This is a genomic window from Streptomyces sp. NPDC051180 (assembly GCF_040689545.1).
Lineage (GTDB): Bacteria > Actinomycetota > Actinomycetes > Streptomycetales > Streptomycetaceae > Streptomyces.
Genome location: NZ_JBFBBC010000003.1, coordinates 85,069 through 97,032 on the forward strand (window position 1 = coordinate 85,069; position 11,964 = coordinate 97,032).

12 protein-coding genes and 1 pseudogene are annotated in these 11,964 nt (G+C 71.0%); 5 read left to right on the forward strand and 8 right to left on the reverse strand.

Features of this window, described 5'->3' with window-relative positions:
* Positions 1-194 precede the first annotated feature (194 nt).
* On the forward strand, positions 195-1,640 hold the full coding sequence (locus AB0424_RS07075) for a hypothetical protein (RefSeq protein ID WP_366302761.1): 1,446 nt from the start codon (positions 195-197) through the stop codon (positions 1,638-1,640).
* A 43-nt stretch (positions 1,641-1,683) separates the two neighbouring features.
* On the opposite strand, the pseudogene AB0424_RS07080 reads toward AB0424_RS07075, so the two are convergent.
* Positions 1,684-1,805, reverse strand: a pseudogene (locus AB0424_RS07080) (MFS transporter); the annotation flags it as partial.
* 73 nt (positions 1,806-1,878) lie between these two features.
* Positions 1,879-2,406 (reverse strand): hypothetical protein, encoded by a 528-nt coding sequence (locus AB0424_RS07085; RefSeq protein WP_366302762.1) that lies wholly within the window; start codon positions 2,404-2,406, stop codon positions 1,879-1,881.
* A 538-nt stretch (positions 2,407-2,944) separates the two neighbouring features.
* On the opposite strand from AB0424_RS07085, the gene AB0424_RS07090 reads away from it, so the two are divergent.
* From AB0424_RS07090 to AB0424_RS07105, 4 genes are all read left to right on the forward strand, one after another.
* Entirely contained in the window at positions 2,945-3,724 is a 780-nt protein-coding gene (locus tag AB0424_RS07090) for a DUF6585 family protein (RefSeq protein ID WP_366302763.1), read from the forward strand.
* A gap of 338 nt (positions 3,725-4,062) precedes the next feature.
* Positions 4,063-4,266, forward strand: a complete 204-nt coding sequence (locus AB0424_RS07095; RefSeq protein WP_366302764.1) for a cold-shock protein — start codon at positions 4,063-4,065, stop codon at positions 4,264-4,266.
* Between the two features lie 204 nt (positions 4,267-4,470).
* Positions 4,471-4,767 (forward strand): SCO5918 family protein, encoded by a 297-nt coding sequence (locus tag AB0424_RS07100; protein WP_366302765.1) that lies wholly within the window; start codon positions 4,471-4,473, stop codon positions 4,765-4,767.
* A gap of 239 nt (positions 4,768-5,006) precedes the next feature.
* Positions 5,007-5,345, forward strand: a complete 339-nt coding sequence (locus tag AB0424_RS07105) for a MerR family transcriptional regulator (RefSeq protein ID WP_366302766.1) — start codon at positions 5,007-5,009, stop codon at positions 5,343-5,345.
* A 60-nt stretch (positions 5,346-5,405) separates the two neighbouring features.
* Here the strand turns inward: AB0424_RS07105 and AB0424_RS07110 are convergent, their stop codons facing one another.
* From AB0424_RS07110 to cysK, 6 genes are all read right to left on the reverse strand, one after another.
* Positions 5,406-6,776, reverse strand: coding sequence for an FAD-binding oxidoreductase (locus tag AB0424_RS07110; protein WP_366302767.1), 1,371 nt, complete (start codon positions 6,774-6,776; stop codon positions 5,406-5,408).
* A 157-nt stretch (positions 6,777-6,933) separates the two neighbouring features.
* Positions 6,934-7,875: a DMT family transporter gene (locus AB0424_RS07115; protein WP_366302768.1), complete on the reverse strand. Its 942-nt coding sequence runs from the start codon at positions 7,873-7,875 to the stop codon at positions 6,934-6,936.
* Positions 7,872-8,816, reverse strand: a complete 945-nt coding sequence (locus tag AB0424_RS07120) for a hypothetical protein (protein WP_366302769.1) — start codon at positions 8,814-8,816, stop codon at positions 7,872-7,874. Before AB0424_RS07120 ends, AB0424_RS07115 begins: the two co-directional genes overlap by 4 nt.
* 77 nt (positions 8,817-8,893) lie before the next feature.
* The gene (locus AB0424_RS07125; RefSeq protein WP_366302770.1) at positions 8,894-9,640 is read right to left on the reverse strand and encodes an SDR family oxidoreductase; all 747 of its coding nucleotides are present in this window, start codon (positions 9,638-9,640) and stop codon (positions 8,894-8,896) included.
* Positions 9,641-9,716: 76 nt separating this feature from the next.
* The gene (locus AB0424_RS07130) at positions 9,717-10,832 is read right to left on the reverse strand and encodes a homoserine O-acetyltransferase (protein ID WP_366302771.1); all 1,116 of its coding nucleotides are present in this window, start codon (positions 10,830-10,832) and stop codon (positions 9,717-9,719) included.
* Positions 10,829-11,953 (reverse strand): cysteine synthase A, encoded by a 1,125-nt coding sequence (gene cysK, locus AB0424_RS07135; RefSeq protein WP_366302772.1) that lies wholly within the window; start codon positions 11,951-11,953, stop codon positions 10,829-10,831. The genes AB0424_RS07130 and cysK overlap by 4 nt, the downstream gene beginning before the upstream one ends.
* Positions 11,954-11,964: the final 11 nt, after the last annotated feature.

Consider the following 11,964-nt stretch of genomic DNA (forward strand, 5'->3'; position numbering starts at 1 on the left):
GGAGAGCGCCCCCTTATCGCCGCTACGTCACTCCGGGGGCCATACGCACGGGTCCCTCGATTCTCCTGCGCGGTCGGCGGCCTCAACCCGATTTCAGCCGAGGATCGAGCCGCTCTGTCGTTCCTCGATAGGGAGTCCGCGCGTGGGAACGAAACAGCAGTGCAGATACTTGAGCGGTCATCCATGCTAGGTGAGTGAACGACATCGACAACCGCCTACGAGACACGGGGCCAGCGTTCCTGGCTGCAGCATGGATCCGACTCCAAGAGGAGCGGGTGGTTCCGCCGCCGGCCTTTCACCCGTACTTGGAAGTCGGGCGGGACTACTTCGGGGACTCTGTCATGCCTCTGGCCGAGTACCGAGCGCTTGAGGATGCGATTGCCGCTTCCCATCCACGGTTCCATGCTGCCCGACCACTGCATGAGCGTGCATTCCCTGGAGGGTTGATCTTCAGCTTCCTGGAGACGTTCATCGCCCGGCTGACTCGTGCGCGGGAGGAGTTTTCCGCTGACGGACCAGCTGCCGAGCAGTCGCTGAGTGACCTGATCCAGGCAGTTCACGCAGACACCTTCGAGATAGCGTGCTGCCGAGTGGTCTCGCACCTGACCACCCAAGACGGCGAGCCAGTCGACTTCACCAATGTCCGCGTCGAGCCGGTCATCTCGCAAGCGGCCGATCACGATTACGAGATGCGGCGGATCGTTTCGACGGCGATCCCGGGGGCGGCGAGTGCCTACGGCCGGGACCGAACGCACGGCTTCGCGCCACCGGAGAGCGTGATCATCTCGCGAGACAGCGGCCCAAAGGCATTCGACCTGGCCGAACCGCTCTCGCAGCGCATCGAGCGGTTCATGTTGCTAGTAAGGCTGTTGAAGCCGGGCACCAGTGAGTCGATGACAGAGGTCCAGGGGGCAACTCACACGGTCCGCGAGTTCAAGCCAACCGTCCTTCGCTTCCGAGGTGCGGGGCCTGGGTTCGGATCTCCAACGCAACAGGTCGCCCGGGTGATCACTCTCAGCACGGATGACGTCGGTCGTGTCGACGGCCTCGGACTGCTGCTCGCCGATGCGGAGAAGCCGCGAGCAGGCATGGCATTCACTTCGTTTGGAATGGCACTCCAGAAGTTCCTACTGTCCTTCCACGCGTACGGCTGGTCCGAGCAGATCGTTGACCTGGCAACCGCGTTCGAAGCGGCGCTGTCCGGAAAGGAGAAGGACGACGTCACGCTGCGGTTGAAGATCCGTGCATCGACGCTGCTCTCCAGCAACCGTGATCCGGCCGACCAGATCTTCAAAGATGTGGGCGTGATCTACGGGCTTCGGTCCGCACTCGTCCATGGCGGTGCCATGACGGAGAAGACCCTCCTCAAGGAGGTCCGAAAGATCTCGACCGTTCCCGATGGCCTACCCGACGGAACGGCGATCGCACACGCCGTTGAACGGTTGCGCGACCTCGTTCGCCGCAGCCTGCTTGCCCGAGTCTGCCTCGCAGTCGGCGCAAACCCTTTGTGGTCCTTGGACGCGGATACGGGCGTCGACGCAGCCATGGTTGATGATCTCAAGCGGAAGGTGTGGCGCGAAGCCTGGCGGGACGCTCTCATCAAGATCGATGCCATCGCCAGTGCCGAGCCTCCCCACTAGCCAATCCTGCACCCTCGTCGACGCTGGGCTGCCCGGCAACAGCGGCTCCGGCCCACGGGGCGAGGCGGCAGCGATGGTGGCCGGGGTTGCGAGGAGCGCGGAGAGACGGCCGTAGCGCGCCGTCCCCCAGCGGTCGGTCACGGCAGTGGCGTGGAGAAGCGTGAGCCCCCGCCGACACCTGCCGGGCCTCTCGGTGGATGCGTACGGCCACGGCCCTCTTTCGGGGTGCGGCCGTCTTTCACCCGATGCGCGGCGGGACGCGCAGCAGGACCGGTTCGTCCTGTCCCTCCCAGACCACACGAAGAACAGAGGGAATCGATTCCTGCATGGACCCGGCCATCATGAACGGGTACACGTCCCCCGCTGCCACAGAGAGGCCGGCCGGCCATTCGTCCCGCGCGCCGGGCGCGTCGAGGCATCGAATGTTTTCGGCCGCGGCGGTGCCGTAGTTGATGAGCTCCCAGACGGCCTTGTTGCGATGCTCGATGCGGAAATCCGCCCGCGGACGGTTGGCTTCTTGCTCTTGCCTGCGCCGCTCGGCCGCCTCGCGCCGCTGGTCGGCAAGAGTTTCTTCGGCGACTGTCGCGGAGCGTTCCGCCGCATCGCTCGAACGACGTGTCTCGACCACCGACTGCTCCGCAGCGGTAGCCGAACCTTCGGCAGCGTCCGCCGCACGTTTGCTTTGCTTCACCGATCGCAGGCTGACGACGAACGCCGCCAGGCCCAGACCCGCTCCCACCCACCCCGGGGCGTCTCCCATGTCCATGCCGCGAACGTACGCCTTCGGTCTGACATCGACACGCCTCACGAACGCCGCAATGCCGCTCGGAGTCCCAAATCAGCGGAGCAGGTCAGCCACAATCGTCCACCGCCGCTCCAGCCTGCGTGCTTCGAGGGCCGTGCCGAAGGCACCTGCCACGCTCTGGCACCGTGCCCCAGCCGTGCCCTTCGGAGCGGTGAACAGCGGTCAACGCGGGTACCGCCGAGCCATCCAGAAGCGCCGCCTCAGAGAGAGTTTTCGCAGGTCAGGCCACCAGACGATCAGGACCAGCGGCGGTGATTCCCAAGCTTATAGCGCGGGTTCGATTCCCGTCATCCGCTCTCGCATGAAGCCCCAGGTCGGCGACCTGGGGCTTTTTCGTTGTCCGGCGAGGGACCGGCCGGCGTTTTCCGGTCGGGAGTCGGAAGGCGGGCGGTGGCGGTCTATCGGGCGGGGATGCCGGGCCTTCATAATGTGTGGCTCTGGTTTCCGGGTGGGGGAGGCTTGGGTGTCGTCGGAGCGTAGTGGGGCACGGGTACCGGACGTGTTACGCGTCACCGCGCAGGAGCACGGGCTGGGGGCCCGCAGGGGGCTGGTGAGGAACGAACCGGGGGACTTCCCGTGGAGTGCGGTGCTCCCCGTGGGGGCGCTCGGGGCCTTCCTGGGGTGGCTGGCCCTGTCGTACGCGATCGAGGACCAGCGGGAGCAGGGCGCCTGGTACCACTCGCTGCCGCTGCTCGTGCTCGCGGCGCTCCCGGTGGGGTTCGTCGGGTACGTCCTCTTCTCCTGGCTGTTCCGTGCCCGGCCGCCCCAGGTCTGGGTGGCCTGGTACGAGCACGGCGCGCTCCGGCACGTCGACGGCGGGGAGACGCGGGCGTACGCGTGGGACGAGATCGCCTCCGTCACCCGGCAGGACGTCAAGGTGACCAACGGGGTCACCAGCGCCACCACGCACCGGCTGACCATCAGGCCCGAGCACGGTGCCGAGATCGTGCTGGGGGACGAGTTCGACGGGATGGTCCCGTTCGCCGAGGGCCTCGGCAACGCGTTCAGCCGCGCACGGGTGCCGCGGGACGCCGCCCGGCTGGACGCCGGCGAACGGATCGGCTTCGGCCTGGTAGACATCGACGTCTCCGGCGTCGGCCAGGGCGACCGCCGCATCGGCTGGCGGGAGGTGGAACGGATCGACGTGAGGCTGGGGCGCGTGGAGATCCGCCGTCGCGGCGACCGCAAGCCGTGGATGACGCTCCCGGCTCCCGGCTTCCCCAACCTGTCCGTCTTCCTGACCCTCGCCGACGCGCTGCGGCGGCATCACGAGTCCTGAGGAACCTTTCGGCACCACCGCCCCGGGGCTCCGCGCGTCAGGACCTCGGCGGCCCGGGGCGAATATCTGTGCCGGCGGGAAGAGAATGTGACGAGCGGCGCGGCCAGGCTTTTTGGTGCAGTGAAATAGCGGGTTCATCGAACCCGACGGCGGCCGAGTGCGCATGCTAGTCTCGATTTCAGTTGCAGTTGTGGTTCCCGAAAGTCAAATTCTCCGGCAGTGCCCATCGGGCCGCTGGGAGTATTTATTCTTCTCCGCCTTTCCGGCAGGGCGATCATCGCAGCGACACGGTCTCCGCGCAGTGCGGACGCCGATGAATCCCCAGAAGGAGAAAAGGCATGAGCAGCGGCACCGTGAAGTGGTTCAACGCGGAAAAGGGCTTCGGCTTCATCGAGCAGGACGGCGGCGGCCCCGACGTGTTCGCCCACTACTCGAACATCGCCGCCCAGGGCTTCCGCGAGCTCCAGGAAGGCCAGAAGGTCAACTTCGACATCGCGCAGGGCCAGAAGGGCCCGACGGCCGAGAACATCGTTCCCGCCTGATTTCGACGCGCGACGCAGTCGTGGCTGGGGCCCGCATCCCTCGGGGTGCGGGCCCCAGCCGCATGCTCTCCCACACGGCCTCCGAACCGGCGCCCAGCGCCTTTTCGGCACCGCCTCGAATTCCTTCCCGCGCTTCGTCGCGGGGAATTCCCGAGTGTTCCGCCGCCGTTCCGGTCGATCCCGCCCCTTCTCCTGTGAGGTCCCATGCGCTGCGTCATCGCCCGCTTCCCGTTCGATCTGACGAAGAACGGCGTCCTGGAAACCATGGCGGGGGTCGTGCCCGAACCCGTCACCGGCGAGTCCGTGATCATCGGACGCCGTAGCTATCCCGCCATGCAGGTCGGCGCCGTCATCACCCGCCAGGACCGCCGCGACTTCAGCGCCGGCGAGGTCCTCCGGGCCATGACCAAGCTCGGATTCACCTGCCGCACCCACCCCGCGGCCCCCGCGGGCCCGGACCGTGAGGCGTCGACCCCGCCCGGCGCGTCCACGGCGGTCTGATCCGCGGGCGCGCGTCCCGCACGTGTGAGGGGAAGGGCCCGGCCGGTACGCACCGGCCGGGCCCTTCGTCTGTCCTGTCCGTGGCCGCGGCACGGCCCCGTGGTCCCGCGGGTGCGGAGCGGAGCACTACCCTCGGTGAGAGCGCCGGACCTCCGGCGCACCCCGGAAGGTCGGGCGGAGGGCGTGCGCGCCCGCGCCAGAGCACAGGTCTCCTCGACCCCTCCCCCAGAGAGGTGAGAATGACAGCGGACGATGCGCTCGGCCGTCTCGACGACGACGACTACCCCGCCTACACCATGGGCCGGGCCGCCGACATGATCGGCACGACGCCCGGGTTCCTCCGCGCCCTCGGGGAAGCCCGTCTGATCAAGCCGCTGCGTTCCGAGGGCGGCCACCGGCGCTACTCCCGCTACCAGCTGCGCATCGCCGCCCGCGCCAGGGAGCTCGTCGACCAGGGCACTCCCATCGAGGCCGCCTGCCGCATCATCATCCTGGAGGACCAGCTGGAGGAGGCCCAGCGCATCAACGCCGAGTACCGCCGTGCGGCGGCCGAGGGGCAACCCCCCGCCGCGGAGTGACCGCAGGCGCGGCCTTCGGCGCCGCGGGCCGGCGGCCCGGGGCGCCGTCGTGGGCGGGGCTCAGGGCTTGATGTTCTGGTTGAGGTGGAAGAGGTTGTCGGGGTCGTAGACGCGTTTGACGTCGACGAGGCGGTCGTAGTGGCTGCGGTAGTTGGCGCGGATGCGGTCCTGGTCGTCGTCGGCCATGAAGTTGATGTAGCCGCCCTCCTCGGAGTGGGGGGCGGTGGCGGCGTAGTAGTCGCGGACCCAGGCGATGTTGGCGTCGTTGGCGGAGGGGTCGGGCCACATGCCGGCGATGACGGTGGCGAACGAGGCGTCGCGGTAGGCGAAGGCCGTGGCATCCGGGGCGACGCGGTGGCAGGCGCCGTTGATCGGGTAGATGTGGACGGTCGAGTTCACGGCCGGGAGCCGCGGCCCGTACTCCAGATGGGCCGTGATCGCCTCGTCGCCGAGGTCGGTGACGAAGTTGGCCTTCCAGTAGTGCTGGAGGCCGGGCGGCACGAGCGCGTCGAAGGCGCTGTTGAGCGCGGGGTAGGGCATGGGCCCGACGTGTTCGGCGACCACCGGCGCGAAGTCGTGGAAGGGCTGGAGGGCGCGCGGGCCCTCCTCCAGGAGGCCCGCCCAGCAGGCCACGATCAGGACGAAGGGGTCGCCGTGGCGGTCCTCGGGGATGAAGGGGAGCGGCGGGGCCAGCTGGAAGGCCGGGAAGCCGCCGAGCTGCTCGGGGGCGTCGGCGATGTACTCGGCGAAGGAGCGCAGGACGGTGGGGGCGTCCCGGGTCTCGAAGAGCATCGGCCCGCCGTAGACGTCCTTCACGGGGCTGAGCCGGAACTCGAACGAGGTCACGGCGCCGAAGTTGCCGCCGCCGCCGCGCAGGGCCCAGAAGAGGTCGGCGTTCTCGTCCTCGCTCGCGACGAGGAACCGGCCGTCGGCGGTGACGACGTCGGCGGAGACCAGGTTGTCGCAGCTCAGGCCGAGGCCGCGGGCGAGGTAGCCGATGCCGCCGCCGAGGGTGAGCCCGCCGACGCCGGTGGTCGAGATGATGCCGCCGGTCGTGGCCAGCCCGAAGGCGTGCGTCGCCGCGTTGAAGTCGCCCCAGGTCGCGCCGCCTTCGGCGCGGGCGGTCCGGTGCGCGGGGTCGACCCGTACGCCGCGCATGCCGGACAGGTCGGCCACGACGCCGCCGTCGCAGGTGCCGAAGCCGGGGACGCTGTGTCCGCCGCCGCGGACCGCGAGGTCGACGCCGTTCTCCCGGGCGAAGGCGACCGTGGCCATGACGTCGCCCGCGTTGGCGCAGCGCACGACGGCGGCCGGCCTTCGGTCGATCATGGCGTTGTTGACGGCGCGGGACTCGTCGTAGCCGGCGTCGTCGGGTGTGGTGACCGTCCCGCGGACCCCGTCGCGCAACTGCTCGATCGAGAGCTTGCCCATAGCGAATCGCTCCTCGTGCGTACCCCGCCACGCGGTCTGTCGGCTCGGCTCCTCCCCACGCTACGCCGGTGACACGAGGGCTCAACTCGATCTCCGGGTGCGCGCGAAGCCCCAGGTCGGCGGCCTGGGGCGGGGCGGCGGCGGAGCGTCGGCCGGGTCAGGCGGACCGGGCCCGCTGGGTGACGACGATGCAGGCGAGGACGATCGCGGCGGTGAGCGGAACGGCCGCGCCGACGTGCTCGCCGAGCAGGAGGACGGCCCAGAGGAGGGTCAGCAGCGGCTGGGCGAGCTGGAGTTGGCTGGCCCGGGCCACGCCGATGAGGCCCATGCCCTTGTACCACACGACGAACCCGCCGAACTGGGAGACGCCCGCGATGTACGCCATGCCGAGGAGGGCCTTCGCCGTGAGGTGGACCGGCTCGTGCGGGAGGGCCCAGGCGGCGACGGCGAGGTTGACGGGCGCGGCGAGCACCACGCCCCAGGCGATGACCCGCCACCCCGGCATGCGCGCGGAGAGCCGCCCGCCGAACGCGTACCCGGCGGCGCAGACCAGCAGGGCGCCGAAGAGGTAGAGGTCGGCGACGGTCGGCCGGCCGTGGTTGCGGGTGAGCGTGAACGCGATGACGGTCGCCGCGCCGGTCCCGGCCGCCGCCCAGAACACCTTCGAGGGGCGTCGGCGGGTGAGGAGCGCGGAGCAGACGGCCGTGGCCATGGGCAGGGCGCCGATGACGATCGCGGAGTGCGCCGTCGAGGAGGTCTGCAGGGCCAGCGTCGTGAGGAGCGGGAAGCCGATGGCACAGCCGCCCGCGACGACGGCGAGGGCGGGCCAGTCGGCCCGGGCCGGCAGCGGGGCCCGGGTCACGAGCAGCGCGACGAGGGCGAGGGCGGCGGCGAGGACGCCGCGGACGCCGGTGGCGCTCCACGGCCCGAAGCCGTCCAGGGCCCAGACGGTGCCGGGGAAGCTGAAGGAGAAGCTCAGCACGCCCAGGGCGGCGAAGAGGGTGCCGCTCGACGCCGTCGGCGCCTTGGTGCCGGTGGGGGCGTCCGGTGTGGTGGGAGGGGTCTGTGCGGTGGCCCGGGGGCTCTGCGTGGTCGTCACGCCGTCACGTCCTGTCGCTGGGGGGAGGTCGGGGCGGGGGCCGCCAGCCGTGCGGCGATGGCGGAGGCGAAGCGTTCGGCGGAGGAGGCCGAGAAGGGCATGCTCAGCGAGGGTTCGCAGAGTTCGAGTTCCAGCACGACGGGTGCGCCGTCGGCGCCGCGGACGAGGTCGACGCGGCCGTAGAGCAGCGGTCCGCTCAGGTCGAGCAGGTCGGCCGCGGCGGCGAGCGCGGCCGAGGCGACGGCCCGCTCGTCCTCGGTGGCGTGCCGTGCCGAGCGGGCGTCGAAGGCGGGGACGTCGACGGTGCCGTCCGCTCCGAGCAGGGCCCGCTTGCGGATGGCGTGGCTGTAGGCGCCGTCGAAGTAGATCAGGTCGGTCTCGCCGTCGCGGTCCACCGACTCCAGGTAGGGCTGGAGGATGACGTGGTGGCCCTGGCCGAGCAGCTCGGCGATCGCGCCGGCCGCCTCGGTCTCCCGGGTGCGGGGGAAGCGCCGGACGTGGCGGGAGTACGCGCCGACGGTGGGTTTCACCACGATCTCCGCGGCCAGGGGGTGCGCGGCGAGGAAGTACCGCAGGGCGGGCAGCGGGTCGGCGTCCGGTGCGACGAAGGCGCTGGGCACGACGGGGACGCCGGCGGCGGTCAGATCCGCGAGGTAGTGCTTGTCGAGGTTCCAGCGGACGACGCGGAGCGGGTTCAGCAGGCGGGTGGCCTCGGCGACGCCGGTGCACCAGGAGAGGAAGCGGGGGAGGTCGTCGACGTAGCTCCAGGGGGAGCGCAGGAGGACGGCGTCGAAGCGGCTCCAGTCGACGTCCGGGTCGTCCCAGGAGCAGGTCTCGGCCGCGATGCCGGCGGCCCGGCACGCCTCCAGGAGCAGCGGCATGTCGTAGTCGATCGGGAGGCTGCTCCGGTCGGTGACCAGGGCCAGTGTGGTGCCCAACATCTCACTCCGTGTTCGAGGGGGGTGGCGTCTGTGCGGGGGTGCGTGCGGGAGGTGGGGACCGTCGGGTCCCGGGGCTGCTACCAGGGCACGGCGGCTCCCCGGTGCGTGTACGTGCCCGTGGGGCCGTCGTCGCCGAGGAGGGCCATCCGGACGCTCGACGCCGCGCCGTCCGACACGTCGAGGTCGCCGGCGCCGTCGTTGAGGCCGGTCCGGGTGTAGCCGGGGTGTACGGCGTTCACCTTGACCGGGGTGCCGCGCAGTTCGTAGGCGAGGTGGACGGTCCAGGAGTTCACCGCGCTCTTCGCGGCGCTGTAGGCCGGGAGGGACTTGAACATCGGGGTGGAGGCGTACGAGTCCGGGTCGCTGTGGGTCGCGAGCGAGCCGAGGAGGCTGGAGACGTTGACGATCCGTCCGGCGGGCGATCTGCGCAGCAGCGGCAGGAAGGCCCGGGTGGTCTCGACGACGCCGAACAGGTTGGTGTCGAAGGTCTCGCGCCACCGGGCCGCGGGCTGTTCGGAGGGCGGCAGGCCGTACTCCTCGGTCCTGATGCCGGCGTTGTTGACGAGGACGTCGAGGCGGCCGTGCAGGCGCTCGACCTCGTCGGCGGCGGCCCGGACGCTCCGCGGGTCCGTCACGTCGAGGAGGAGGGGATCGGCGGCGAGGCCGGTGTCCCGCAGTTCGCGCGCCGCCGCGGTGACGGCCGCGCGGTCGCGGCCGGCGAGCAGGACGTGGAGACCGGCCTCGGCGAGGCGGCGGGCGGTCTCCCGTCCGATGCCCCGGTTGGCACCGGTGACGAGGGCGAGTCCGGGCGTGCGGTCGGACACGGGGGTGCTCCGTTCGGTCGTGGGGAGGGGGATGAGGGGGCGGGGGGCGGTCGTGAACCTGCCGGCAGGACATCCCCTAGAGCGACGTCAGGAACTTGGCCACCGGTACGCCGAACCGGTCGGTGTCCGTGAGGAAGGCGTCGTGGCCCTGCTGCGAGTCCAGGGCGAGGAACTCGACGTCCGTGCCGCCGGCGGCGAGCCCGTCGGCGATCTGGCGCTGCTGGTGCAGCGGGAAGAGGAGGTCGGTCTCGACTCCGATCACGAGGGCCCGCTCCAGGCGTATGCGGCCGAGGGCGTCCTCGGCGGTGCCGTCGCAGGAGTCGCCGAGGTCGAACTGGTCCATGCAGCGGCTCAGGTAGAGGTAGCTGTTGGGGTCGAACCGGCGCGAGAAGCGCTGGGCGTGGCACTCCAGGTAGCCCTCCACCGCGAACGCCGGGGCGAAGGGGTCGGTGTCCCCGCGGTGTTCGGCGGCGATGCGCGTCCGGCCGAAGCGGCTGTCCCACTCGCGGGGCGAGCGGTAGGTCATCATGCCGAGCTTGCGCGCGGTCAGCATGCCCCGCTGCGGATAGCTCTCCGGGTCGTACCGTCCGCGGTTCCACCGGGGATCGAAGCGGATGGCCTCGCGCTGCAGCGAGCGGACCGCGATCGAGAACGGCAGCGACCTTGCGGCTCCGCAGACGTTGATGTGGCCGCGGGCCAGTCCGGGGTGGCGGGCCAGCAGGGACAGGGCGCTCATCCCGCCCATGGAGGTGCCGATGACGCAGGCCAGCCGCTCGATGCCGAGGGCCCGCACGGCGTGGGCCGCCGCGTCGGCGATGTCCTCCATCGCCAGTTCGGGGAAGTCGGGGCCGTACGGGGCGCCCGAGGCGGGGTCGGTGGAGGCGGGTCCGGTCGAACCCTTGCAGCTGCCGAGCGAGTTGACGCAGACGACGTACCAGCGGTCGGTGTCGACCGGCTTGCCCGGTCCGACCATCGCCTCCCACCAGCCCGGGGCGGTGTCGGCCGGGTGCGAGGCGGCGTGGGCGTCGGGCGAGAGCCCCGTGAGGATCAGGATCGCGTTGTCGCGTTCCTCGCTGAGCCGTCCGACGGTCTCGTACGCGATGCGCGCGCCGGTCAGCCGGCCACCGCGGTGCAGGGGGAAGCCGTCGGGGAGGGCGACGAAGCGGGCCGCCGGGGGGATGAACTCCCTCATGTGCCGGCCCCCGCCGCGGCAGCCGGGATCCCGGCGAGGACCGGGACGTCGTCGGCGCCCGGGACGTCGTCGGTGTCCGGGGAGTCTTCGGCACCCAGGGAGTCGGCGGCGTCCGGGGAGTCGGCGGCATCCCGGAAGTCGGCGGCGTCCCGGGAGTCGGGGGCGTCGAGGGAGGCCAGCCACGCGGTGTCCGAGCCTTCGTTGACGCCGTCGAAGAGGAAGGTGGACAGATAGCGCTCGCCGGTGTCCGGGAGCATGGCGAGGAGCACCGATCCCTCCGGCGCCCGCTCGGCGACGCGCAGGGCGGTGGCCAGCGTGGCGCCGGCGGAGATGCCGGTGAAGATGCCCTCCTCCGTGGCGAGCCGGCGTGCGGTGTCGCGTCCCTCCACCTCGTCCACGGTGAGCAGTTCGTCGATGACGCTCTCGTCGAGCACGCCGGGGACGAAGTTCGGCGACCAGCCCTGGATGCGGTGGACGTTCCAGTCCTGCCCGGAGAGCAGGGCCGCGTTGTCCGGTTCGGCGGCGACGATCCGGACGTCGGGCCGGGCGAGCTTGAGCATCTGCCCGACGCCCGTGAGCGTTCCGCTGGTGCCGAACCCGGTGACGAAGTAGTCGAGGCGGCGGCCGGCGAAGTCGCCGAGGATCTCCGCCGCGGTGGTCTCGCGGTGGTAGGCGGGATTGGCCGGGTTGTCGAACTGGTTGGCGCGGAACCAGCCGTGCCGGGCGGCGAGTTCGTCGGCGATGCGGTTGCCGCCCAGGCTGCCGAGCGCGCTGGGGAAGAGGATGACCTTCCCGCCGTAGGCGCGGATCAGCTTGCGGCGCTCCGCCGAGTAGGTGTCGCCCATGACGGCCACGAACTTGTAGCCGCGGGCCGCGGCGACCATCGCGAGGGCGATCCCGACGTTGCCGGACGTGCACTCGACGATCGTGTCGCCGGGCTTCAACCGCCCTTTTCGTTCCGCGTCCTTGACGACGGAGAGCGCGAGGCGGTCCTTCACCGAGCCACCGGGGTTGAAGGACTCGACCTTCACGTAGACGGTGGCGTGCGGGGGGCTCATCCGGTGGAGCCGGACGATCGGGGTGCGGCCGACCGTGTCGAGGATGCTGTCGTACAGGGGCATGGCGGTGGACC